Genomic DNA, 23,430 nt, shown 5'->3' on the forward strand with positions numbered 1-23,430 from the left:
ATCACTCTCCTACATATTTATACTATTAATATATTTTGTAATATGTAATTTAGCAATAAAAAAGACAGAAATAGTTGAGAATTTTTTCACTTTTCAAAAAAATGACTGTTATTGAATATTTTCCTTTTACGTGATATAATTATCTCGAATTCAAGATATTTTTTCGGATTCAACCCCATGGCCATAACTGGGAAGCACAAGCAATCTGCGTGAAGTTGGTTTATTCTCATTCAGAAATTACACTTGGCTCTGGAAAACTTAATCTTTAAAAAGGAGCGATGCCATCATGAAACTATTAGGTTTGCACCACGTCTCACTATTAACTGGGAAAGCAGAAACGAATTTCTATTTCTTCACGAATATTCTTGGCATGCGCTTAGTAAAAAAGACAGTTAATCAAGATAATACTTCTTCATATCACTTATTTTATGGAGATGCAAATGGTAGCCCTGGAACAGAAATTACTTTTTTTGATATACCAGGACTAGGCAGGAACTATGAGGGCTCTTCCAGTATTTCATCAACCTCGCTTCGGGTACCAACTACTGAGTCCCTTCATTTTTGGAAAGAACGTTTTGAAAAATATGAAATTAAACACGGAACTATCGAAAAAAGAGGAAATAGAGATTCTATAGCATTTGAAGACTTTGAAGGAACTAAGTTGGTTCTTTTTGCTGAGAACAATGAAAAAGGTGTTACAGCAGGGGTCCCATGGGATAAGCCTGATATTCCTATCGAAAATGCCATAGTCGGTCTCGGTCCAGTTACGTTAACTGTTAAATCTTCATTGCCGACTACCAGCATATTAACTAATGTTCTTGGTTTTCATTATGTTGAGTCCTACCCTTCTCTTAAAGATGATTTTCCTGAAATTGAAGTGTATGCAACAGGTGAGGGAGGTTTAGGTGCTGAGGTTCATATAGAAACTAGACCAGACCTTCCAAAGGAAAAATTGGGACGTGGTGGTGTACATCATGTGGCATTCCGAATCCCTGATCAGGAAGAGTTCAAACATTGGGTAAAGAGAGTGAAAGAAACACGCTTACCAAACTCAGGTGAGGTGGAAAGATACTATTTTAAGGCTTTGTACTTTAGAGAGCCAAATGGTATTTTATTCGAATTATCTACTGATACACCGGGATTCAGTGCAGATGAACCTTTGGAAGAGTTAGGAGAACGACTAGCATTACCACCATTTTTAGAACCAAAAAGAGCTGAAATAGAAGCAAGTTTGAGACCTCTTAATATGGATGAAGAATAGCCTGCTGTTGTTTAGCAGGCTATTTTACTATTTTCAACAATTGTATTGAAAGCGCAAACAAAAATGTGCTAATACACATATAATAATTAAAAGGGAAAGGAGGGTGTCACATGGAAAGAATTTTATTATTCTTAGCAGCGATGTTAGCCGGTTTCGGACTTCTTAGAGTGCCTATGACAGGAACTTTTGCAGCTTTGGAACCGATCACAAACATTGTTGGCGTTATTTCCGTATTAATATTCTCACTTGCCTTAATTTATCTTGGGTTAAAAAATATTATTAAGAGATAAAGTATTTATGTTATAATTGTTAATTATCTGTAAATTCCGGGTAAGCATACTACCCGGTTTTTGTTTGGAGGTCAGAACATGATACAGCAAACTATTAAAAAACCATCAAGAGATACCATTAACATGGTGGCTGAATTTATTGCCATAAAAAATAATATGGCAGAACAGCATATTGGATTTTGTGGAAAAAACCATGAAGAAATTGCTGCTACATTAAAAGAGAACTTAACAGACATACCCTATGAGCAATCTTTTTTATTGGCATTACATGATAATAAACTTATAGGTGTTATTGGCTTTGACGCTGATTTACATAATAACTCTGCTGAAATTATCGGCCCTTTTATGGAAGAAGCGATTTCTCCAGAGGCCCTTTATACTGAGTTAACAAAATTATTACCAGAAAATATAGTCAGTGTCGCTATGTTTCCTGATAAGAATAATAAAAAAGTGAAGGATTTAGCTTCTTTATTAAACTTTGAAAAAAAGAGTGAACAAGCTATTTTAAGTATGAATTCGAAAACAACTAAAATGGAAAAATTCAGTCTAACAGAGTTGACTCCACCACTGTATGATGAAATGAAGTCTCTCCATGACAGTTCATTTCCGAATACTTACTACAGTGGGCAAGAAATTATAGATCGAATGAATGATAATCGGAAGGTATTTATTTTTGAAAAGGATCAGAAACTCGCAGGATATATCTATGCAGAAACAGAACCTGCATTTGGAGAAGCTAGCATTGAATTCTTTGCTGTTAATCCCTCATTTCAAAATAAGGGGATTGGAGCGACCCTTTTAAAAGGGGCTGTCCAATGGATTTTTTCCTTCCCTTCCATTGATTCTTTACAATTATGTGTGAACGCATCTAATAAGAAAGCACTGAAACTTTATCAAAAAATTGGATTTTCTTTGGATCATGAACTCGATTACTATATAAAAAATAAGAATCCAGAATAGCTCACTTCTCTATGGGAGTCGTTGGGAAGTATTGCTACAACATCCTGCAGGAAAAACATAGATTGTAAATGTTGGAATGGCAATGAGCTGGAACCAGAAATGGAATTCCAGCTTTATTCTTGCACCTTTTCACGATCAAATGCTTGTGGGGGTTGTTTCATCCACCCTCTTTTTAGGATAAGGAATTTTCGGTGGTCTATCATAAACTCCTTTTGAAAGCATTAACTGTAACGCATGACGATATTGCTTAGAAGAGGAATTTAACCATTCACTAAAATTTTTTACAACATCACTGCGCGCTATTTTAGTTAAGACTGTCGCATAATAAGGCACTGTCATCTGCCCTACTCGATAAGCAAAGCTAAGTGCAAATAAATCAGTAAATAGCGCTGGAGCAGATAGATTTACATCTTTATCAGAATAACCATCAGAAATTGGTAAACCCTCACTATTGAAAAGCTTTTTTATTTCCTCATTAATGCCCTGTTTTAATAATAGTGCTCCCCTTACTATTTTCTCAATTTCTTTATCTTTCATATTCTGAAGAAAGTGTTTGTAAAAACAAATTGTTGCACTGTTTTGTATGTAAGTCATCCAGAGAGCTGCAATTTCCGGTGTTGTCAGCTGTATGTTATGTTCTTCTTCATATATAACTCCCATCAGACTATTATTTCTTATTAAATTGTGTAATTACAATAGATATTTTGCAAAGAAAGTTATGACGGTCATATATGGATGGTCGTTTTTGGGGAGGTAATATCTTCAACACTATTGTAATTTTGAAAGTGGAGTATCACTGCCAAAGTGAACGATTTTCTTCTTTCGTTCGTGTTGGCAAAATTATAAAAGAAAAGAAAGTTGTTTTTATCAAAAAAAACAGACTTCATGAAGAAGTCCCAGACTGTTGACATACCCAAATTATTTGTAGACTTGCATTTAACTGTTGATCTTCGTTTCAGACGCTTCGCTTTCCGCGGGCGGTCCGGGAACCTCCTCGGGCTGCGCCCCGTGGGGTTCCCATGTCCCTTCCTCCCGCAGGAGTCTTCGCGTCTTTCACTACGATCAACATAGGAATCGCGTTAACATAAGAAAGTACCTTTGTCTACACACTGAGACTTCATGAAGAAGTCCTAGACTGTTGACATACCCAAATTATTTTTAGATTTACATTTAACTGTTGATCTTCGTTTCAGACGCTTCGCTTTCCGCGGGCGGTCCGGGAACCTCCTCGGGCTGCGCCCCGTGGGGTTCCCATGTCCCTTCCTCCCGCAAGACAAGGAAGGCTTCGACAGCAATTCATCGCACGAAGAAAATGTGGTAGCATTTTCGAGGAGTCTGCGCGTCTTCCACTACAATCAACAAGGGAATTGCATTTATTTAATTAAAAATGTACCTTTGTTTACACACTGAGACTTCATGAAGAAGTCCGTTTCTATACTAACTTAAGTCTATTACCTGACGGATCTTGCGTAAAATAAGCTTCATTTATTTTCTCTAAAGGTGCATGATGAGCTTGCAAAGCTTCAACTGCTGCAATTCTCTTTTTATCTGTTGGATATACTAAGGTATACCACTCTAACCCTACAGAATTTGGAGCTGGTATAGGCGCTCCTATCCCATTCCAAGTATTTAACCCAATATGATGATGATAACGCTCAGTAGAAATAAATAATGCTTGCCCTCCATAGCGTGTGACGACATCAAATCCAAGTACTTTAGTATAAAACTCTTCTGCCTCTTTTAAATCAGAGACATGAAGATGAATATGCCCCATTTTTGTATCGTTCGGTAGTTTAGTCCACTGTTTCCCGGCTGCCTCTTCTAAGATAGATTCAGCATCCAGAGCAACTGAAGCCATTTCCACTTCTGTTCCATGCCACTTCCAATCCGATGCAGAGCGGTCGCTGTATATTTCAATTCCATTGCCGTCTGGATCTGCAAGATATAGAGCTTCACTTACAAGATGATCAGAAGCACCCTGTAATCTTACTTTTTTATCGATGAAATGCTTGAGTATACTTCCCAAGTCTGCCCTCGATGGGAGTAAAAGTGCAAAATGATATAAGCCGGTTGCACGTACTTGCTTTGGAGCTACATCATTTGGTTGTTGTACCGTAAGAATTGGCGTTTTCCCATCTACAGTAAAGGAAGCTTTATAAGCAGTTTGCTCCAAGACTTGAAACCCTATTACTTCTTTATAAAAATCAACGGAGCGAGGCAAATTTTGTACATTTAATAATACTTCCCCAACATAAGTCGCTGGGGCTTTATGAAAATTAGTCATAATAAAATCCTCCATTACCTATTTAAAAATATCTTGAATTAAAGATATATTAACACAAACTATCTATTATTCCTACAAAAACATAATAAACCACCCTCAACTATAAGCTGAGAGTGGTTTTTGAATTAATAATTCATTTTTAGTTGAGAAAAGTCTACTTCTCCGTCTTCTACTAAATGACACGCAGATTGTTGGTTTTTCCCTGGAATAGCATGAAGCTGTGGCTCTTCCGTTCTGCAACGATCAAATGCAAATGGACAGCGCGTATGGAAGCGGCAACCTTGTGGCGGATCAATTGGAGAAGGAACATCTCCTTTAAGAATGATTCGTTCTTTTTTCTGCTCTAGGTTTGTGCTCGGAATCGCTGATAGCAATGCTTTCGTATAAGGATGTTGAGGGTTTGCAAAAAGAGCATCTTTATCTGCTATCTCAACAATTTTTCCTAAATACATAACAATAATTCTATCTGAAATATGGCGAACAACTCCCAAGTCATGGGAAATAAAGAGATACGTTAATTTAAACTCACGTTGAAGCTTTTTCAATAAGTTTAAAACCTGTGCCTGGATGGACACATCAAGGGCAGATACCGCTTCATCACATACGATTAATTTAGGATCTACAGACAACGCACGAGCAATACCGATACGCTGGCGTTGACCTCCACTAAATTCATGTGGATGGCGGTCTATTTGATGGGCACCAATTCCAACTGTTTCTAAAAGCTCTACAATTTTTTTACGTCGATCCTTACGAGGAACAACATTTTGAATCTCCAATGCTTCCTCTAAGATCTGACTAACGGTTTGACGAGGGTTAAGAGATGCATACGGATCTTGGAAAATAATTTGCAAATCTTTACGCTTTTTTCTCATTTGAGATTTGTTTAATGAAAGTAAATCTTCTCCCTGGAATGTTACTTCGCCTGAATAAGGATTATCTAAACGAAGGATTGCACGTCCAGTTGTTGATTTTCCACAGCCGGACTCACCAACTATACTAACCGTTTCCCCTTCCTTTACTGTGAAACTGATATCATCCACAGCTTTTACATGGTTAACGGTTCTCCCAAAAAATCCACCTTTAATAGGAAAGTATTGTTTTAAATTTTTAACTTCTAACAATGTTTCATTACTCATGGCTTGCAGCAACCTCCTCATCTTCCCACTTGTCAGAGTAAATCCAGCAACGTACTTGGTCGCCATCTTCCGCTTCTATTAAATCAGGTAGATTGTTGCGGCAAATGTCCTTCGCATGTGGACAACGTGGTGCAAAACGGCACCCTGTTGGAAGGTTAAAAGGACTAGGAACAGAACCATGTATTACAGATAATTCACCTTCTACATCTTCATCATGCTTTGGTACTGAGTTTAATAGACCAACTGTATATGGGTGCTTAGGATCGGAGAAAATAGTCTTAACGTCTGCATACTCCACTACTTTTCCACAATACATAACCGCTACCTTATCACACATTTCGGCAACTACACCGAGGTCATGGGTAATTAGCATCAACGAAGTTCCTAGCTCCTCTTGTAGATTTTTCATTAAATCTAGTATTTGAGCTTGAATCGTTACATCTAGTGCGGTAGTAGGTTCATCGGCAATTAATAGCTCTGGATTACATGCAAGTGCAATTGCAATCATGACACGCTGGCGCATTCCTCCAGATAGTTCAAAAGGATATTGCTTTGCACGCTTTTCTGGTGAAGGAATACCTACAAGTCGTAGCATATCTACTGCTTTTACCCATGCTGCATTCTTTCCTAACTTTTGGTGAATGCGAACTGACTCTGCAATTTGCTCCCCACAAGTCAATGTTGGATTCAAAGAGGTCATCGGTTCTTGGAAAATCATTGAAATGTTATTTCCACGAAGATTCCTCATTTCCTTTTTCGTTTTATCAATGAGATTTTCACCTTTGAAAATAATTTCTCCACCAACTATTTTTCCAACTCCATCTTGAAGAAGTCGCATAATAGAAAGGGATGTAATACTTTTTCCCGACCCAGATTCACCTACGATTCCAAGGGTCTTCCCCTTCTCAATAGAAAAATCCACGCCATCAACTGCCTTTACTTCTCCACTATCTGTGAAAAAGGAAGTTTTTAGGCCTTTCACTTCTAATATTTTATCGCTTTTAGCTGTAGTCATTTTTTTCACCGTCCTTTAGTTAAGGTCTATACGTTTGTTAATTAAACGGTATGAGATATCCACTAGGAAGTTTACTAATACGAACATCAGCGTACATACAAGAATTGTTCCTTGTACCATAGGGAAGTCACGCATAGTAATCGACTGTATGATAAGACGTCCTAATCCATTAATCGCAAAAACCGTTTCTGTAATTACTGCACCGCCTAGCAAACCACCAAATTGTATACCTACAACTGTCACTACTGGAATAAGTGCATTACGTAAGGCATGCTTATATATTACTAATTTATCACTAACACCTTTAGCATACGCTGTTCTGATATAGTCCTGATCAATAACATCCAGCATACTGGAACGAGTCATACGAGCAATAATTGCTGCCCCACCAGTACCTAACGTAATGATAGGAAGAATCATCTGTTTCCAATCATTTCCCCATCCCGCAACAGGAAGCCATCCAAGATTTACCGAGAATAGATAAATCAACATAATTCCTAACCAAAAGTTTGGCATGGATACTCCAAACAAAGCTACGATCATAAGGGAAGTATCTGCAAATGTGTATTTTCTTGTCGCAGAAATAATACCGGCAATTAGACCCATAAACACGGATAGGACTGTCCCCCATAAAGCAAGTTCTACTGTAATCCAAAACCTACTGCTAAAGATTTCTGAAGTAACATCACGATTAGTACGAACCGAAGTACCTAAGTCACCTTGGATCGCATTACCTATATAACTAAAATACTGAACATGTAAAGGTTCATTTAATCCGAGTTTTTCACGCATTGCTTCAATCTGTTCAGGGTTTGCTTGTTCCCCTGCCATAATCTGAGCTGCATCCCCAGGTATCAGATGCACCATCATAAATACTGCTAGTGTAACTCCAAACAGAACTGGAATCGTTTGGAAAAGTCTTCGTATGATAAAAATAAGCATATTAATTCACCTTCTTTTCCATTATTTTCTCGATTTTGGATCTAACGCGTCACGCAGTCCATCACCCATTAAGTTAAATCCAATAACGACCAGCAAGATAACAAGTCCAGGGAATAAAGTGATATGTGGTGCCTGTGCTAAATAAGCACGACCTTGACTCAGCATTGCACCCCACTCAGCAGTCGGCGGTCTTGTTCCCATTCCCAGGAAAGATAAGGCACTTGCTGTAATAATGGCAGAAGCAATATATAATGTTGCTTGTACAATAATTGGAGACATAATATTCGGTAAAATGTGACGGAAGATAATTCTCCCATCTCTAGAGCCCATAGCTCTTATTGCATCTACATATTCAAGTTTTTTCACGCTAAGAGTTGATCCACGTACAATCCTCGCAAAAGATGGAATCGCATAAAACGCAACTGCAATAATTACGTTTCTTGTGCTTGCACCTAATACACTTACAATTGCCAAAGCAAGTAGAATACCTGGGAAAGCAAGTAAAATATCACAAATTCGCATTATCAAACTATCTACCCATCTCCCATAATAACCAGCAACGATTCCTAACGTTACTCCTACTATAGCACCTAATAATGTAGAGACAAATCCAATCCCTAATGAGACTCTAGTCCCAAATAGAAGACGACTGAAAATATCCCTTCCCATTTCATCTGTACCTAAATAGTGTTCTGCAGACGGGCCTTGAAGCTTATTCATGACATTTGGAGTATTTGGGTCATGAGTAGCAAGCAATGGGGCAAATATCCCCAAGATAATGACTAATATAATAATAAAGGTCCCCGCAAGGGCTGCTTTATTTTTAGCCAGTCTTTTGTAGAAAGTCCGCCAACGGAGCGCCTTTGTATTATCAAATGTAACCGGAACTCCTGTTGTCGTTTGTGGTTGTGGTTGACTCATAGGTTCTTCTCATCCCTTCATCTCTTTGTAACAAAGTTAATAATTCTAAATTTTCCACATAACTAGTTCTATAATATCTACTATTTTGTAATATTACAATAGTTTTAAAGAGTCATAGGATACATAATTTTTAGAAACCTTATTTCTACATATAAATTAACCTTCATTATATACAAGAAAAAATTAATAAAAACGTAATATTTTGGAAAAAATAGGACTTTATTATTACAAAAATAATAAATTTGTTAAAATTCTTGTAAAAGAACTCTTGTGAATTTTCAGTTTTTAGATTATTATAAATATCAATCGTGGCAAAACCACTGATTACATTTTCGTAAAAAACAATTTCTTCAAGGGGGTAATTTTACATGAAAGCGAAAAAGAATGTATTTATCTTGCTTCTTCTTTCACTTATGCTAGTACTTTCAGCATGTAGTGGTGGAAATGGCAGCAGCACACCTACTAACGGAAACGGCAATGGTAATAGCGGTTCCGAAGATGGTGAAGAAGTAGTAGGCCAAGAAGGCGGAGAGTTAGTATATGTAGTGTCTTCTGACGCACCAACACTTGATCCACACGGAATGAACGATACTGCAACAACAAACGTAACAACCCAAATTTTTGATCGTTTAACTGAATATGCAGAAGACGGAAGCGTTATTCCATCTTTAGCAGAATCTTTTGAGCCTATCGACGAGTTAACTTGGGAGTTCAAATTACGTGAAGGCGTTAAATTCCACGATGGCACTGATTTCAATGCTGATGCAGTAAAAATGTCCATTGAGCGTATTATTGATCCTGAATTTGCTTCTCCACGTGCAGTTGTACTTAACATGATTACAGAAGTAATTGCAGTAGATGAGCACACTGTTCAATTCAAAACAGAAAAGCCATTTGCTCCACTTCCAGCTCACTTAGCACATAACGCTGGATCTATCATTGCTCCATCTGCAATCGAAGCAGAAAACAATGAAGAGTCTACTGTTGATGAAAACCCAATCGGAACTGGTCCATTCGCATTCGAATCTTGGAACCGTGGTTCTGAAATCGTATTAAAGAAAAATGCAGATTACTGGAATGGTGCTCCAAGTCTTGAAACAATTAAATTTGTAAACGTACCAGAACAAGCAACTCGTGTATCTATGCTTGAAACTGGTGAAGCTCAAGTAATGCAAGTTGGTTCTTCTGACGTTGATCGTGTAGAAGGAATGGCTGATATCGAACTGCTAACGATTCGTGGTACTCGTATGGATTATGTAGGATTCAATATGAACAAAGAGCCATTTAACATTAAAGAAGTTCGTCAAGCAATCTCTATGGCAATCAACAAAACAGATATCGTTGACGGTATCTTAGACGGTCAAGGTGTACCTGCAGTAGGTCCTCTTGCACCTACAGTAGTTGGTAACTACCAAGATCTTAAACCACTTGATTACGATATAGAAGCTGCTAAAGCACTACTTGCTGAAGCTGGTTTCGATAATGGTTTTGAAACAACACTTTATGTAAACACAGGTTCTGCTGAGCGTGAGCAAATTGCAACACTTGTTCAAGCACAGTTGAAAGAAATCGGAATCACTGTTAATATTGAACCAATCGAGTGGGGTGCTTTCCTTGACGCAACAGGAAATGGGGAGCACGAAATGTTCATCCTTGGTTGGACTACTGTAACTGGTGATGCTGATTACGGTTTATATGCTTTATTCCACTCTTCTCAGTTCGGTACGCCTGGTAACCGTTCATTCTACAAGAACGATCGTGTAGATGAATTACTTGATGCAGCTCGTTCTGAAACAGATCAAGCTCAACGTGATGTAGCTTACAAAGAAATCTCTGAAATCCTTGTTGATGAAGCACCAATGGTTTACTTACAGCACCCAGACTTTGTTTATGGTACTAACAAAGCATCTGGATTATTTGTAAACTTCAGTGGAACTCCTTACTTCCACGGTGTGAAGCTTCAATAATTTCCAAAAGGAAACCCCTGACCATAAAAGTCAGGGGTTTTTATATGTTTAATTCTTTTTGTTTCGGAAGTTTAATAAAGAAAGTTGTACCTTTTCCATTCTCACTTTTAACATCAATTTTACCTTGAAGCAATTCTATTATTTGATAGGTTATCGTCAGTCCGATTCCAGTACCTTTATCTTTTGTTGAATAAAATGGAGTTCCTAAACGTTCGAGTTGTTCACTGGACATGCCTATTCCATCATCTACTATCTCTATTAAAACGTCATCTTCTTTACTAGTAAGGTAAATTGCTATATTTCCGCCATTTTCCACTGCTTCGACGCCATTTTTTATTAAATTAATTAATACCTGTTTGATTTCATCCTTATTTGCCTTTATGTACAAATCTTGTTCAACACTAGTATAAATTTTTATGTTTTTAATACTCGTATAGCTGGACATGAGCTGTATTACATTTTCTACTTGTTGTGACAAATTAATAATACTAATTCCCTGTTTATTAGGTTTTGCAAGTGACAGATAATCTTGAATAATTACCTGTGCACGGTCTAATTCTTCAATGGATATGTCCATAAACCTTCGTTGTGCAGCATTTAAATTTTCATCCTCCTTCATTAACTGCAAAAATCCTCTTGTGGCAGTCATTGGATTCCTAACCTCATGCGCAACTGAAGCAGCAAGTTCACTCACTACTTTTAGCTTTTCTGCTCTTTGTACTTCATACTGTAAAATAGTTTGCGTTTTTAGGTTTTCAATAATTAAAATTGCTGTACATAATGACACCCAGGTTATGCTAGAAACGATCAGTGTAACCAACATATCAGAGTGACCCCCGATAAAGGATTGCCTAATTAATCTTGTAACCGTAACGATTAAAAAGATAGATGAAATGATTACTATTTTTTTCCTCACTGGAATTGCTGAATAAATTCCTTTAGCTATCCCTAGTAACACTCCAACTACTAAATAATTCACTATCGTATATAAAAATAGGTTGCTCGAATAAAAGAAGAGGTACAGAAACATAGTGACAACTACAACGTACCCAGAAAGCCATCCACCATATAAAAATGCTAAAATGACAGGGATTAATTTTTGATCATAAAAAGTCCCTTCTGTTACTTCAATCGGAAAGGACATAGTACAATACAACATGACTAGTAGCGTTACGAGAAAACGGAAATTTACTTCCGTATCTTTCCCATCAGCTTTCTTGTTTAAAAACTGATAATAAAAAAGGATTGGAAATAGGATAATTAATACATGGTATAAAACAAATTTAATATCTTCAAACATTCCAATCTCCTCTACAATTTTTTCAATCTATTCATTGATTTCGACTAACTACTTCCAAACTCCTTTATTAATTTAATTGCAGTAGTGTATTCAACTTGCACGGAAAAATGAAAAAACGCATGAAATCAAGAGAGTTACTTTCTTGGTTTCATGCATTTATTCATATCAAAAGGGCTTTGCTATGCAAATTTCTTCCTCTCTTCCTTTTTAAAAAATTCTTTCATTGCGTGAAATACATCTGGTTTTTGTTTTAGTATATAGTGACGAAATTTTTCATCGTTTACATTTTTATAGGCCGACATTAAGGTGGAGTGACGATTATATTGATTTACTTCTCCATATCCAAACATATTGGATACTTTCATTAATTCACCGACTAGTTTGACACATCGTTGGTTATCCGATGTGAGATTATCTCCATCTGAAAAATGAAAAGGATAAATATTGAATCTTGCCGGATTATATTTATTTTCAATCAATTCCAATGCTTTACGGTATGCTGAAGAGCAGATAGTACCCCCACTCTCTCCTTTTGAGAAGAAATCTTCTTCACTAACGACTCTTGCCTCTGTATGATGCGCAATAAATTCAATATCCACTGTTTCATATTTCGTTCTCAAGAACCTGGTCATCCAAAAATAGAAGCTTCTAGCCATATATTTTTCCCACATTCCCATTGATCCGCTCGTATCCATCATCATCAAAACGACCGCTTTCGAATCTGGCTTAACGACTTCGTTCCATGTTTTGAATTTCAAATCCTCTTTAAATATTGGATGAAAACTAGCTTTGCCTTTCATTGCATTCCGTTTGTAAGCAGACATCATTGTCCTTTTTTTATCTATATTTCCCATAAGACCTGTTCGCCTAATATCGTTAAATTCATAATGTTCAATGATATTCTCAGCTCGTTCTTTCTGCTTTAGGTTTGGAAGTTCCAATTGATTAAAAAGAGCTGTTTCAAGATCCATTAACGAAACCTCTGCTTCGTAATAATCCTCCCCAGCTTGATCTCCCGCTCCTTCTCCCTTACCTGGACCTTTTTGCTGACCTGACCCGTCTCTGGCAACAACATCACCGACTTGACTGTCTCCATCTCCCTGGCCAACATGCTTGTTTTTGTCATAATTATAACGAATTCTGTATTCATCTAGAGACCTAATTGGAATTTTTACGACCTCTCTACCATTAGACATGACTATATTCTCTTCAGTAATAAGATCTGGCAAGTTATTTTTAATAGCCTCCTGGACCTTTTCCTGATGGCGTTTTTGGTCGTCGTGGCCTTTTCGATGGAGGGACCAATCCTCTTTGGACACTATAAAATTCGTATCATCTGACATAGTCATCGATATCCCTCCCTATTTAATTAATTTTACGTTTCCAGGAACCTTTTCATAACTTTTTTCATAAACTATCTTGGTGAAATTTTAAAATCCAACCGTTCAATACGATGGGGTTGGTTACTCTATCCTATGCACGTTCGATAAATAATTGACAGATTATTAAGAAAATTAGGCTCGTATTTTCATATTTAGACAAGCCTATCTACCAATACTGTAATAATAGATTTATGCACAAACAAGATTGTACTATACAAAAAATCCAAAATAAAAACCCTCCTCAACGTGCAGAAGGGTAACATTTACTCTTTTTCATTTTTGCTATTATTTTTATGCTGCTTTGGACTTCGTTCTTTGTTTGTTTTATTTTCCTTTAACTGTTCCATTTCTTTGGCCAGTTTCTCCATTTCTGCTTCATTTGGTGCCATTGTATTCTCATAAGCATCTTCTCTCTTCATAGGAATCACCTCTTACATTTATTTTTCCCTTTTTAGATAGGAAACAAACCTACAAAGAAAAAGTCAATATCTTAATGTAAGACAAGCTCAGAGCGATACAAACACTCTGAGCCTTGATCGAGCTTGTAAATTCTATTGCTTATCTATTCAAAAGGCTACCGACATATCTTAGTAAATCATTTGCAGAAGTAGAGTTATAACCATGCTCATCAATAAGACGAGCTACAACTTCATTTATCTTCTTAAGTTGTGTTTCATCTGGTGTTTTCGAGGAAGTCGTTATTTTTACAACATCCTTTAGATCCGCAAAGAGCTTTTTCTGGATTGCTTCCCGGAGGCGTTCATGGGAATTATAATCAAACCGTTTACCTTTACGAGCATATGCAGAAATTCGGATGAGAATTTCTTCACGGAATGCTTTTTTGGCGTTCTCGGAAATTCCAATCTGTTCTTCAATTGATCGCATTAATTTTTCATCTGCACTCATTTCTTCACCTGTCAGAGGATCCCTAAGTTTAGATTTATTGCAATATGCTTCAACATTGTCTAGATAATTATCCATTAGCGTCTTTGCCGACTCTTCATAAGAATACACAAAGGCTTTCTGAACTTCTTTTTTAGCAATGTTGTCATATTCTTTTCTAGCAACTGAAATGAAATTCAAGAATCTCTCTCTATCCTCATTTGAAATGGAAGCATGTTGATCTAATCCTTCCTTAAGAGAACGAAGAACGTCTAGTGAATTGATAGATGGTATTTCCTTACGGATAATAGTAGATGAGATGCGGTTTATGACATACCTCGGATCAATCCCGCTCATTCCTTCATCTGGATATTCCTTTTTTAATTCATCCACATCAACAGAATTGAATCCCTCTACAGATTCGCCATCATACAAGCGCATCTTTTTAACGAGGTCAATATCTCCCCGCTTTGCTTCTTTTAACCTGGTGAGGATCGTAAACATCGCGGCAACTCTTAGAGTATGTGGAGCAATGTGGACATTTGCCACATCACTTTCTCTAATCATTTTTTCATAAATTCTTTCTTCTTCTGATAAACGTAAATTATAAGGAACAGGCATTACGATTATCCGAGAATGCAACGCTTCATTCTTTTTATTGGAAATAAAGGAACGGTACTCCGTTTCATTTGTATGAGCTACAATTAATTCATCAGCACTTATTAAAGCAAACCTTCCTGCCTTAAAATTTCCTTCCTGAGTCAATGAAAGTAAATGCCACAGGAATTTCTCATCACATTTAAGCATTTCCTGGAACTCCATCATACCCCGGTTTGCTTTATTTAGTTCTCCATCAAAACGATAAGCACGTGGATCTGATTCAGAACCAAATTCAGCAATTGTGGAAAAGTCAATACTTCCGGTCAAATCTGCAATATCCTGTGATTTTGGATCAGATGGACTAAAGGTCCCCACCCCGACTCGCTGATTCTCTGATAGGAATATCCGTTCAATCAAGACATCTTCAATCCGTCCCTCATATTCTTTTTCCAAGCGCATCATATTTAAAGGCGATAAATTCCCTTCCACCCTTACACCGTACTCAACATAAAAATCATCCCGTAAATGATGTGGTATTAAATGAAGTGGATCTTCATGCATCGGGCATCCTTTTATCGCATAAACAGCCCCTCTATCTGTAAGGCTGTATTGCTCAAGCCCACGTTTTAAAATAGTGACCAAAGTGGATTTCCCCCCACTTACTGGTCCCATCAAAAGCAATATCCTCTTTCTCACATCAAGGCGTTTAGCAGCCGGATGGAAATATTCCTCTACAAGCCGCTCCAATGCCTCCTCTAACCCAAAAAGGGCATTGCTAAAGAAATTATACTTTCGCTGCCCATTAACTTCCTCTACCCCAGCATCTTTAATCATATTGTAAACCCGTGAATGCGCGGATTGTGCCACCCATGGTTCATTTTTCAAAATCTCCAAATACTGCCCAAAGGTTCCTTCCCACTTCAGCCTTTGTTCTTCTTGCCGGTACTTTTCAATTTTACGTAAAATATCCATTAGGACCTCCCCTTTTTTTACAGCTTCAAGAGTCGTGATTGTTGATTAATATACTCTATGCAATGCCAAAGTGAAACATGTATTATTTAATTAAGGGAGGACTATCACCTTGTCAAAAATTCTCCATACATATGATTCACATAACTTGTTCATTGGGTTATACTATAAATAGTATGCTTACATGAACTAACTTTACATAAGGAGGAACAAATCCATGGGTATTTCCGGATTTTTAATTCTTGGCGTATGTATTACCTTTTTAATATCAATTTTCACTGCTGGATATGATACACGCCCAGGTACACGTAAAAGGTAAAAGGCTTGTCTGTCCAATAAATGAAAAGAAGCCCTTCCATATTTCGGAGGGCTTCTTTTTTAAGCTTCTGGAAATTCTAAAGAAAGAGTAGGATAATCTTGCTGGCGCAAAGCTTCATAAACAAGAATTGCAGCTGTATTTGAAAGGTTTAATGACCTAACATTAGTTGTCATAGGAAGTCGTAAGCACTGATCCAAATTATTTTGAATTAAGTCTTTAGGCAATCCTGTTGTTTCCCTACCAAATACGAAGAAATAATCCTTCTCAAGATTGCTGTAATCAAAAGAAGTATGCGGCTTCATCCCGAACTTAGTAATATAGAAAAACTCCGCTTCTCTATTTTTCTCAAACAATTCATCTAATGAATCATAATACACCACATTCACAAACTCCCAATAATCAAGACCCGCACGTTTTAACATCTTATCATCTGTTGAAAACCCAAGCGGTCTGATTAAGTGTAATGTCGTATTAGTCGCTGCACACGTTCTTGCAATATTTCCTGTATTAGCTGGAATCTCTGGTTGATATAATACCACATGTATTCCCACAATCGTCACCTCATATTTCTATCATTCCTCTACAACAATACCGTTTTCTTCTATTGGAATCAAGTACTTAATTACGGTCATGAATGTGAAAAAACTTATACTTAATATTTGGTGTGTAAGCGGTAGAATCCTCATACTTCCAATATCTCATCCTACAGTTATATGTGTTAGCATTTACCAACGGCTCACCATTTTCATCCTTCGCTACCACAATCGTGTTATGATCAAAGCGTCCATCACCCTCAAAGTCATAACAAATAACGTCCCCTGGCATAAGCTGAGAGACACTCTTGACCTCCTTTGCCTTTAACCCCTGCTTAGCACTTGGCAAATACCACCTCAAGGCATGCGCCACTGTCCACGTATAACTCCAATCATTATTTCTCATCCACCAGCCACCAGACTTTTTAGGATACCCAACCATCGGTGCCCCACCTGCATACAAACACTGCGAAATATAATTCGTACAGTTCACATCAAAATTTTTAAATTGCGGGTTATACGCATTCCAATACTGTTCAGCATACCTAACAGCTTCTGTCCGGCTGAATTTAAAGCGCACTCCCTCTGAAGAATGATTCAGAATTTGCTCCTCCTCCATTGATGGAATAAACTTCGGCAAGTTACTCTCCCCCTCATCCAAGATTGAAATATCCTGAATGAGCGTTTCATTAATCCACTGTGCAAAGCGCTGATCTACTTCTTCTTCCAAATAAAGTTTATTCTTCTGTTTAATAAGATAACGGGTGTGTATCTCGTATATAACATTTGTCTCTGATTCGTGTTGTTCCTCAAGAATAGAATGAATCTTTGCATTTGCCGAGCATTTCACAATTTCGGCAGCCCTTCTTTTATGTGCCGCTTGCTTTTGTTTGATGATATCCTCGTTAAGAATGGATCGTCCACTTATCTTTGATTTTAAGACATAGCTATCCAGTTTACTTTGTATGTGGTTTTGAAGTTTCTCCCTTATGCTGCTCATCCTTCCGTTCCCCTCTCTTGGGTAAGTAGCCCTTGTAATTATACTTATGAGGAGGGCTTGGGGAAGTTGAATTAAAAGAATTGCTAGAAATCCTAATTATTAATAATGCTAAGGTATTTTTGTATTTGCACCAACCTGATTGTGGACACTAATTATAGTATTCCTCTTTTTTCGCGTTGCAAAGGCAGTGAATGTGGACACTAATTATGGTTTTCCTCTTTTTTCGCGTTGCAAAGGCAGTGAATGTGGACACTAATTATGGTTTTCCTCTTTTTTCGTGTTGCAAAGGCAGTGGATGTGGACACTAATTGTGGTTTTCCTCTTTTTTCGCGTTGCAAAGGCAGTGGATGTGGACACTAATTATGGTTTTCCTCTTTTTTCGTGTTGCAAAGGCAGTGGATGTGGACACTAATTGTGGTTTTCCTCTTTTTTCGTGTTGCAAAGGCAGTGGATATGGACATTATTTCAGGTTTACCACTTTTTTTTGCAAAGATTTAAAAAAATATAGGCAAACCCCAAGTCATTCATCTCTTCCAATATTCACTTGTATAGTGGGAGTATTTAAACTGTACATTGTACCTTTTGCGTGGCCAATTGAATGACAATATTTTTTTAATACTCTTTGAACTGTTCTTTTAGAAACAACTTTTCCTATCCACTCTTGAATCAAGTTTGTGGTAATATGCATATTAGGAAATAACTTGTTAAATTCAATTATTGAATTGTAAATTGCTATTTCCGTATTTTCTATAAAACTGCAATTCTTGCATCCTAATTTCCTGTTAATGCTAGTTCTAATCATTCCGCCACATCCTAAACAAACTAGACCCTTTTGAAGCTCTTCAAACGTATAATCGGGGATTCTCTTAAATGGGGAATCAGGTATATGTAATTCCATCAACTTTTTAGCCAATTGTATATGCCTTGTAGTACATTTTCCTTTGGTATTTTCTTTGAGTTTATTTAAGTATCGTTTAATTTGAGAAGCATAAACAACTGGGAACTTTGGGGTACTGTTATATAGATGAAATTTGCTATTAATTAATATGAGGTTAAATTCAACGGGGATAAGATATCCAAGATCTTTTAGAATCTTTCTTAGCATGGTTTCACTACGGGAAATTTGTAACAACGGGTTTTTGATTTCTGTTCTTCCTAGTGTATACCATCGATCACCTTCAACAATAAAGTCACCTTCGTAATTTTTCACTTCAAAAATATAAATTTTTTCAGAAGTTATTAAAACAGAATCTAATTGAAAAAATGTACTCGCATGGTTTAGTAACAAATCATTTAATACTATCCAGTCTTCTGAAAGATAATCTTCCAAGATACAATCAAATAATTGTTCACCTTGGTAACCTTTAAGAAGATTGCGAAGATAACTATCATCCACTTTATCTACTCTTGTCTTAAGCATTCTCAAAAATCTTAGTTCTTCAGACTCTTCTCTTCTTTTCAATATCATCCACACACCCCCAATTTTTTATAAAAGCAGGTAGTAAATTACCTGCTTTTGACTAACTGACATTCACTACTTCCACCATGAACTTGTAGAAACATATCACTAATAGCTGTCAGCATTTCCCCACATTCTGAATCATCCATTGAAGGTTTAAAGTAAACAACATGTAGTGCAGCAGTAGTATCCAAAGAAACAGCAGTACGAATACTATCTACGAACGGACTTCCAAATGGTCCTGCATCATCAGCAGTATGGATCATATGGTCGAGCTTAATTTCACGCCCATTTAATCCCTGATAACTCCCTCCTTTTTCTCCTGCATGAATTATTACGTTGCCTTCTATTTTTCTTAAATCATAAATACCTAAAGGAATTTCATACTTTAATGAAAAGAAATTATTCAAATCAACTGCTGAATGAAAAGGTTCCAAAAATTGTCCTTTTTTTATTCTTCGATATAATGCTTCTACAGATGGACGATATCTGGAAGGATCAGTACCTACCTCTTTAAAATAAGAACGCCATACTGCAACACCTTCAATATCCTTCATATCTTTCTCTTCTAAGTCCAAATGAAGAGATTCCTGAAAGAGTCTAATTCTTCCCTTTAACATTTGAGGTGAGTCGCCTACTGTAATATCTTTATAAACAATTATTCCGAAATTGCTTGAGGGAACATTTGAACTAATGATTATGTGCATAAAAGACCAACCTTTCCATCATTACTTATCGCAATTGTATCATATTAGTTGGGTAATTTTGCTATCAAAACAATTCTAATAAAATATGATACAATAAGTTTTGGCTAATGTATAACAAAGGAGGTGTTCACTTTGATTAAGGCAAATCAGCAGCTAAAAGAAGAAATTATTAAATTCAGTAAAGAAATTGGCATTGATAAAATTGGATTTGCAAGTGCAGGTGTTTTTACTGGGTTAAAAGAAAGATTAATTACTCAACAACAACTCGGATACCAATCTGGTTTTGAGGAACCTGACATTAACAAACGTACGAATCCAGAGCAAGTATTACCGAAAGCAAAAAGTATTATAGCTATTGCCCTTGCCTATCCTTCAAAATTGAAAAATGCACCACGAAGCACCAAAGAAGAGCGTAGAGGAGTCTTTTGTCGTGCTTCTTGGGGAAATGATTATCATGACATATTAAGAGAGAAATTAAGACAATTAGAAGCTTTTATAATAGAAAAAGAACCAACTGCTATTACAAAGTCTATGGTTGATACGGGCGAACTAAGTGACCGAGCAGTCGCTGAAAGAGCAGGAATCGGTTGGAGCGGAAAAAACTGTGCCATTATCACACCTGAATATGGTTCTTATGTTTATTTAGGTGAAATGATTACGACCATTCCATTTGAGCCAGATACACCGTTAGAGGATAATTGTGGAACATGTAATAAATGTGTCGATGTTTGCCCTACTGGTGCGCTTGTTCAAGGTGGACAACTCGATTCAAATAAATGTATTGCATTTCTCACTCAAACAAAAGGCTTTCTAGCTGAAGAATACAGACTAAAACTTGGGAACCGCTTATATGGATGTGATACGTGTCAAACAGTCTGTCCCGAAAATAAAGGCAAAGACTTTCACCTTCATCCCGAAATGGAACCAGATCCTGAGATTGTAAAACCAGTACTGAAACCATTGCTTCATATCTCCAATCGCGAGTTCCGGGACAAGTTTGGCAGCATCTCTGGATCTTGGAGAGGAAAGAAACCAATACAGCGAAATGCTATTATTGCACTTGCTCATTTTAAGGACGATTCTGCAATTCCAGATTTACTTCAATTAATTAAAAATGATCCACGACCTGTTATTCGTGGGACTGCTGCTTGGGCTGTAGGGAGAATTGGTAATCCAAACTACCAAGAAGCACTTGAGACATTCAAACATTCAGAAAAAGACGAACAAGTATTAGAGGAACTTGATAAAGGAATATCTATGCTACAAAACGAGAGGTGATTTCACCTCTCGTTTGCGGGTTAAATTACTATAATTTGCTGCGTAGGAATACATTTGACTTTTCCTGTCTTATGCGTTCCTACATCTAAATAATTGTAAAAACACTTAAATGGCACGAGAACTAGATAGTGCATTAATTTCAAAATACAAAAAAGACCTCTTCCTTTATTAGGTCGAGGTCTTGAACTGTTATGTATGGAGCGGGTGATGGGAATCGAACCCACGACATCAGCTTGGAAGGCTGAGGTTTTACCATTAAACTACACCCGCTAGTGGTACCGGTGGCCGGGGTCGAACCGGCACTCCAGAGGAACACGATTTTGAGTCGTGCGCGTCTGCCAATTCCGCCACACCGGCATAACTCAAACAATTATTCATATGGTGCCGAGGACCGGAATCGAACCGGTACGGTAGTCACCTACCGCAGGATTTTAAGTCCTGTGCGTCTGCCAGTTCCGCCACCCCGGCTGGGCAACGTTAAATGAAAAAATAAACAAAATTGGAGGTGGCAACCGGATTTGAACCGGTGATAAAGGTTTTGCAGACCTTGGCCTTACCACTTGGCTATGCCACCTACTTGCTGGAGCGGAAGACGGGATTCGAACCCGCGACCCCCACCTTGGCAAGGTGGTGTTCTACCACTGAACTACTTCCGCAATTGGCTGGGCTAGCTGGATTCGAACCAACGCATGTCGCAGTCAAAGTGCGATGCCTTACCGCTTGGCTATAGCCCAATAAAAAAATGGGGCGACTGATGGGAATCGAACCCACGAATGTCGGAACCACAATCCGATGCGTTAACCACTTCGCCACAACCGCCATTTTAATAATATAATTGGCAGGGGCAGTAGGAATCGAACCCACACCGGAGGTTTTGGAGACCTCTGTTCTACCGTTAAACTATGCCCCTATTAACTTAAGTGTTACAATTTACAAAGAAATGGTGGAGGGGGGCAGATTCGAACTGCCGAACCCTAAGGAGCGGATTTACAGTCCGCCGCGTTTAGCCACTTCGCTACCCCTCCATATATGTGGTGCCGGCGATAGGAGTCGAACCCACGACCTACTGATTACAAGTCAGTTGCTCTACCAACTGAGCTACACCGGCAATTTCACTAATGTGAAAAGTTAAAGGTGGCTCGGGACGGAATCGAACCGCCGACACATGGATTTTCAGTCCATTGCTCTACCAACTGAGCTACCGAGCCTATTTAAAATGGCGGTCCCGACGGGGATCGAACCCGCGATCTCCTGCGTGACAGGCAGGCATGTTAACCGCTACACCACGGGACCATTTTGGTTGCGGGGACAGGATTTGAACCTGCGACCTTCGGGTTATGAGCCCGACGAGCTACCAGACTGCTCCACCCCGCGATAGTAATAATTAATTCTTGTTACTGATGCACATTAGTTACTGACTGTCCCGACCTCTAATTGATTTTTCAGTGATGTTAATCGATCGGTACAACTCGAAGTGTTTCAAGAAGCATACGCTCGTTGCTCCACCCCGCGATAATAATGTTATGTTAAAAACAATGGTGGAGGATGACGGGATCGAACCGCCGACCCCCTGCTTGTAAGGCAGGTGCTCTCCCAGCTGAGCTAATCCTCCTATGTAATGGACATTTTAATTACTTTCTTAAAAAACTATGGTGACCCATACGGGATTCGAACCCGTGTTACCGCCGTGAAAGGGCGGTGTCTTAACCGCTTGACCAATGGGCCAGTTATAATGGCGGAGAGCAAGGGATTTGAACCCTTGAGACGGCGGTAACCGTCTACACGATTTCCAATCGTGCTCCTTCGGCCACTCGGACAGCTCTCCATATTGGCTCCACCAGTAGGATTCGAACCTACGACCCTTCGGTTAACAGCCGAATGCTCTACCGCTGAGCTATGGTGGATCAATACTAGCCTGGCAACGTCCTACTCTCACAGGGGGACAGCCCCCAACTACCATCGGCGCTGAAGAGCTTAACTTCCGTGTTCGGTATGGGAACGGGTGTGACCTCTTCGCTATCGCCACCAGACAAATTATATTATACGTTGTTCAGAAAGAATTTCAAGATGTTTTTTCCATCTTGGTTGTTCCTTCAAAACTAGATAATGTGTTCTATCAAGAAATTCACGATCCATTCATCAAATTTTTGGGTTAAGTCCTCGATCGATTAGTATTCGTCAGCTCCACGTGTCGCCACGCTTCCACCTCGAACCTATCTACC

20 protein-coding genes, 17 tRNA genes and 1 rRNA gene are annotated in these 23,430 nt (G+C 38.1%); 6 read left to right on the plus strand and 32 right to left on the minus strand.

Annotation, left to right across the window (positions count from 1 at the left end; translation table 11 throughout):
• Positions 1-286 precede the first annotated feature (286 nt).
• From LRP81_RS12815 to LRP81_RS12825, 3 genes are all read left to right on the plus strand, one after another.
• Positions 287-1,261 carry a ring-cleaving dioxygenase gene (locus tag LRP81_RS12815; protein ID WP_230501700.1) on the plus strand — a complete coding sequence of 325 codons (975 nt, stop codon included), beginning with the start codon at positions 287-289 and terminating at the stop codon, positions 1,259-1,261.
• Between the two features lie 110 nt (positions 1,262-1,371).
• The gene (locus LRP81_RS12820) at positions 1,372-1,551 is read left to right on the plus strand and encodes a hypothetical protein (RefSeq protein WP_230501702.1); all 180 of its coding nucleotides are present in this window, start codon (positions 1,372-1,374) and stop codon (positions 1,549-1,551) included.
• A gap of 78 nt (positions 1,552-1,629) precedes the next feature.
• Entirely contained in the window at positions 1,630-2,511 is an 882-nt protein-coding gene (locus tag LRP81_RS12825; RefSeq protein ID WP_230501704.1) for a GNAT family N-acetyltransferase, read from the plus strand.
• Between the two features lie 135 nt (positions 2,512-2,646).
• On the opposite strand, the gene LRP81_RS12830 is transcribed toward LRP81_RS12825, so the two are convergent.
• Positions 2,647-3,171 (minus strand): DUF3231 family protein, encoded by a 525-nt coding sequence (locus LRP81_RS12830; RefSeq protein ID WP_230501706.1) that lies wholly within the window; start codon positions 3,169-3,171, stop codon positions 2,647-2,649.
• 71 nt (positions 3,172-3,242) lie between these two features.
• Between LRP81_RS12830 and LRP81_RS12835 the strand changes: the two genes are divergently transcribed.
• The gene (locus tag LRP81_RS12835) at positions 3,243-3,419 is read left to right on the plus strand and encodes a hypothetical protein (RefSeq protein WP_230501708.1); all 177 of its coding nucleotides are present in this window, start codon (positions 3,243-3,245) and stop codon (positions 3,417-3,419) included.
• Between the two features lie 524 nt (positions 3,420-3,943).
• Here LRP81_RS12835 and LRP81_RS12840 read toward each other — a convergent pair.
• The 5 genes from LRP81_RS12840 to LRP81_RS12860 all read right to left on the minus strand — a co-directional run bounded on the left by LRP81_RS12840 (position 3,944) and on the right by LRP81_RS12860 (position 8,812).
• Positions 3,944-4,795: a VOC family protein gene (locus LRP81_RS12840; RefSeq protein ID WP_230501710.1), complete on the minus strand. Its 852-nt coding sequence runs from the start codon at positions 4,793-4,795 to the stop codon at positions 3,944-3,946.
• A 125-nt stretch (positions 4,796-4,920) separates the two neighbouring features.
• Entirely contained in the window at positions 4,921-5,934 is a 1,014-nt protein-coding gene (locus LRP81_RS12845; RefSeq protein WP_317987072.1) for an ABC transporter ATP-binding protein, read from the minus strand.
• Positions 5,927-6,949 carry an ABC transporter ATP-binding protein gene (locus tag LRP81_RS12850; protein ID WP_230501712.1) on the minus strand — a complete coding sequence of 341 codons (1,023 nt, stop codon included), beginning with the start codon at positions 6,947-6,949 and terminating at the stop codon, positions 5,927-5,929. The genes LRP81_RS12845 and LRP81_RS12850 overlap by 8 nt, the downstream gene beginning before the upstream one ends.
• Before the next feature lie 15 nt (positions 6,950-6,964).
• Positions 6,965-7,891 carry an ABC transporter permease gene (locus LRP81_RS12855; RefSeq protein WP_230501714.1) on the minus strand — a complete coding sequence of 309 codons (927 nt, stop codon included), beginning with the start codon at positions 7,889-7,891 and terminating at the stop codon, positions 6,965-6,967.
• A gap of 21 nt (positions 7,892-7,912) precedes the next feature.
• The gene (locus tag LRP81_RS12860) at positions 7,913-8,812 is read right to left on the minus strand and encodes an ABC transporter permease (protein ID WP_230501716.1); all 900 of its coding nucleotides are present in this window, start codon (positions 8,810-8,812) and stop codon (positions 7,913-7,915) included.
• Between the two features lie 368 nt (positions 8,813-9,180).
• On the opposite strand from LRP81_RS12860, the gene LRP81_RS12865 reads away from it, so the two are divergent.
• Positions 9,181-10,779: a glutathione ABC transporter substrate-binding protein gene (locus LRP81_RS12865; protein WP_230501718.1), complete on the plus strand. Its 1,599-nt coding sequence runs from the start codon at positions 9,181-9,183 to the stop codon at positions 10,777-10,779.
• A gap of 40 nt (positions 10,780-10,819) precedes the next feature.
• On the opposite strand, the gene LRP81_RS12870 is transcribed toward LRP81_RS12865, so the two are convergent.
• From LRP81_RS12870 to LRP81_RS12905, 8 genes are all read right to left on the minus strand, one after another.
• A complete protein-coding gene (locus LRP81_RS12870) occupies positions 10,820-12,079 on the minus strand; it encodes an ATP-binding protein (RefSeq protein ID WP_230501720.1) in 1,260 nt (419 codons plus the stop codon).
• A 179-nt stretch (positions 12,080-12,258) separates the two neighbouring features.
• The gene (yhbH, locus tag LRP81_RS12875; protein WP_230501722.1) at positions 12,259-13,428 is read right to left on the minus strand and encodes a sporulation protein YhbH; all 1,170 of its coding nucleotides are present in this window, start codon (positions 13,426-13,428) and stop codon (positions 12,259-12,261) included.
• 296 nt (positions 13,429-13,724) lie between these two features.
• Complete coding sequence (locus LRP81_RS12880; protein ID WP_230501724.1) at positions 13,725-13,880, minus strand: hypothetical protein; 156 nt, start codon at positions 13,878-13,880, stop codon at positions 13,725-13,727.
• A gap of 139 nt (positions 13,881-14,019) precedes the next feature.
• Entirely contained in the window at positions 14,020-15,915 is a 1,896-nt protein-coding gene (locus tag LRP81_RS12885) for a PrkA family serine protein kinase (RefSeq protein ID WP_230501726.1), read from the minus strand.
• A 375-nt stretch (positions 15,916-16,290) separates the two neighbouring features.
• Positions 16,291-16,791, minus strand: coding sequence for a tRNA (uridine(34)/cytosine(34)/5-carboxymethylaminomethyluridine(34)-2'-O)-methyltransferase TrmL (trmL, locus tag LRP81_RS12890; protein WP_230501728.1), 501 nt, complete (start codon positions 16,789-16,791; stop codon positions 16,291-16,293).
• Between the two features lie 58 nt (positions 16,792-16,849).
• The gene (locus LRP81_RS12895; protein ID WP_230501750.1) at positions 16,850-17,755 is read right to left on the minus strand and encodes an amidase domain-containing protein; all 906 of its coding nucleotides are present in this window, start codon (positions 17,753-17,755) and stop codon (positions 16,850-16,852) included.
• Positions 17,756-18,284: 529 nt separating this feature from the next.
• Positions 18,285-19,232: a nuclease-related domain-containing protein gene (locus LRP81_RS12900; RefSeq protein WP_230501730.1), complete on the minus strand. Its 948-nt coding sequence runs from the start codon at positions 19,230-19,232 to the stop codon at positions 18,285-18,287.
• A 38-nt stretch (positions 19,233-19,270) separates the two neighbouring features.
• Positions 19,271-19,930 carry a B3/B4 domain-containing protein gene (locus LRP81_RS12905; protein WP_230501732.1) on the minus strand — a complete coding sequence of 220 codons (660 nt, stop codon included), beginning with the start codon at positions 19,928-19,930 and terminating at the stop codon, positions 19,271-19,273.
• 132 nt (positions 19,931-20,062) lie between these two features.
• Between LRP81_RS12905 and queG the strand changes: the two genes are divergently transcribed.
• Positions 20,063-21,208, plus strand: a complete 1,146-nt coding sequence (queG, locus tag LRP81_RS12910; protein WP_230501734.1) for a tRNA epoxyqueuosine(34) reductase QueG — start codon at positions 20,063-20,065, stop codon at positions 21,206-21,208.
• Positions 21,209-21,404: 196 nt separating this feature from the next.
• On the opposite strand, the gene LRP81_RS12915 is transcribed toward queG, so the two are convergent.
• From LRP81_RS12915 to rrf, 18 genes are all read right to left on the minus strand, one after another.
• Positions 21,405-21,478 (minus strand) — tRNA-Gly (locus LRP81_RS12915).
• A gap of 3 nt (positions 21,479-21,481) precedes the next feature.
• Positions 21,482-21,565, minus strand: a tRNA-Leu gene (locus LRP81_RS12920).
• A gap of 22 nt (positions 21,566-21,587) precedes the next feature.
• Positions 21,588-21,676 (minus strand) — tRNA-Leu (locus tag LRP81_RS12925).
• Positions 21,677-21,708: 32 nt separating this feature from the next.
• A tRNA-Cys gene (locus LRP81_RS12930) sits at positions 21,709-21,782 on the minus strand.
• A 7-nt stretch (positions 21,783-21,789) separates the two neighbouring features.
• Positions 21,790-21,864: transfer RNA gene (locus LRP81_RS12935), tRNA-Gly, on the minus strand.
• A 3-nt stretch (positions 21,865-21,867) separates the two neighbouring features.
• Positions 21,868-21,942: transfer RNA gene (locus LRP81_RS12940), tRNA-Gln, on the minus strand.
• Between the two features lie 9 nt (positions 21,943-21,951).
• A tRNA-His gene (locus LRP81_RS12945) sits at positions 21,952-22,027 on the minus strand.
• Positions 22,028-22,044: 17 nt separating this feature from the next.
• Positions 22,045-22,118, minus strand: a tRNA-Trp gene (locus tag LRP81_RS12950).
• Between the two features lie 31 nt (positions 22,119-22,149).
• Positions 22,150-22,233, minus strand: a tRNA-Tyr gene (locus LRP81_RS12955).
• Positions 22,234-22,240: 7 nt separating this feature from the next.
• Positions 22,241-22,316: transfer RNA gene (locus LRP81_RS12960), tRNA-Thr, on the minus strand.
• Between the two features lie 27 nt (positions 22,317-22,343).
• Positions 22,344-22,416, minus strand: a tRNA-Phe gene (locus LRP81_RS12965).
• Positions 22,417-22,425: 9 nt separating this feature from the next.
• Positions 22,426-22,501, minus strand: a tRNA-Asp gene (locus LRP81_RS12970).
• Between the two features lie 4 nt (positions 22,502-22,505).
• A tRNA-Met gene (locus LRP81_RS12975) sits at positions 22,506-22,582 on the minus strand.
• Positions 22,583-22,744: 162 nt separating this feature from the next.
• Positions 22,745-22,820: transfer RNA gene (locus tag LRP81_RS12980), tRNA-Val, on the minus strand.
• 38 nt (positions 22,821-22,858) lie between these two features.
• Positions 22,859-22,933 (minus strand) — tRNA-Glu (locus LRP81_RS12985).
• 8 nt (positions 22,934-22,941) lie between these two features.
• Positions 22,942-23,033: transfer RNA gene (locus LRP81_RS12990), tRNA-Ser, on the minus strand.
• Between the two features lie 4 nt (positions 23,034-23,037).
• Positions 23,038-23,112 (minus strand) — tRNA-Asn (locus LRP81_RS12995).
• A 9-nt stretch (positions 23,113-23,121) separates the two neighbouring features.
• A 5S ribosomal RNA gene (rrf, locus tag LRP81_RS13000) occupies positions 23,122-23,238 on the minus strand.
• Between the last annotated feature and the right edge of the window lie 192 nt (positions 23,239-23,430).

This window comes from Sutcliffiella rhizosphaerae (genome assembly GCF_917563925.1).
In the GTDB taxonomy this organism is placed as follows: Bacteria; Bacillota; Bacilli; order Bacillales; family Bacillaceae_I; genus Sutcliffiella_A; species Sutcliffiella_A rhizosphaerae.

Coding starts and splice junctions, on each gene's coding strand:
- LRP81_RS12815 (WP_230501700.1), top strand. CDS start 287: ATGAAACTATTAGGTTTGCACCACGTCTCACTATTAACTGGGAAAGCA.
- LRP81_RS12820 (WP_230501702.1), top strand. CDS start 1,372: ATGGAAAGAATTTTATTATTCTTAGCAGCGATGTTAGCCGGTTTCGGA.
- LRP81_RS12825 (WP_230501704.1), top strand. CDS start 1,630: ATGATACAGCAAACTATTAAAAAACCATCAAGAGATACCATTAACATG.
- LRP81_RS12830 (WP_230501706.1), bottom strand. CDS start 3,171: ATGGGAGTTATATATGAAGAAGAACATAACATACAGCTGACAACACCG.
- LRP81_RS12835 (WP_230501708.1), top strand. CDS start 3,243: ATGGATGGTCGTTTTTGGGGAGGTAATATCTTCAACACTATTGTAATT.
- LRP81_RS12840 (WP_230501710.1), bottom strand. CDS start 4,795: ATGACTAATTTTCATAAAGCCCCAGCGACTTATGTTGGGGAAGTATTA.
- LRP81_RS12845 (WP_317987072.1), bottom strand. CDS start 5,934: ATGAGTAATGAAACATTGTTAGAAGTTAAAAATTTAAAACAATACTTT.
- LRP81_RS12850 (WP_230501712.1), bottom strand. CDS start 6,949: ATGACTACAGCTAAAAGCGATAAAATATTAGAAGTGAAAGGCCTAAAA.
- LRP81_RS12855 (WP_230501714.1), bottom strand. CDS start 7,891: ATGCTTATTTTTATCATACGAAGACTTTTCCAAACGATTCCAGTTCTG.
- LRP81_RS12860 (WP_230501716.1), bottom strand. CDS start 8,812: ATGAGTCAACCACAACCACAAACGACAACAGGAGTTCCGGTTACATTT.
- LRP81_RS12865 (WP_230501718.1), top strand. CDS start 9,181: ATGAAAGCGAAAAAGAATGTATTTATCTTGCTTCTTCTTTCACTTATG.
- LRP81_RS12870 (WP_230501720.1), bottom strand. CDS start 12,079: ATGTTTGAAGATATTAAATTTGTTTTATACCATGTATTAATTATCCTA.
- yhbH (WP_230501722.1), bottom strand. CDS start 13,428: ATGACTATGTCAGATGATACGAATTTTATAGTGTCCAAAGAGGATTGG.
- LRP81_RS12880 (WP_230501724.1), bottom strand. CDS start 13,880: ATGAAGAGAGAAGATGCTTATGAGAATACAATGGCACCAAATGAAGCA.
- LRP81_RS12885 (WP_230501726.1), bottom strand. CDS start 15,915: ATGGATATTTTACGTAAAATTGAAAAGTACCGGCAAGAAGAACAAAGG.
- LRP81_RS12900 (WP_230501730.1), bottom strand. CDS start 19,232: ATGATATTGAAAAGAAGAGAAGAGTCTGAAGAACTAAGATTTTTGAGA.
- LRP81_RS12905 (WP_230501732.1), bottom strand. CDS start 19,930: ATGCACATAATCATTAGTTCAAATGTTCCCTCAAGCAATTTCGGAATA.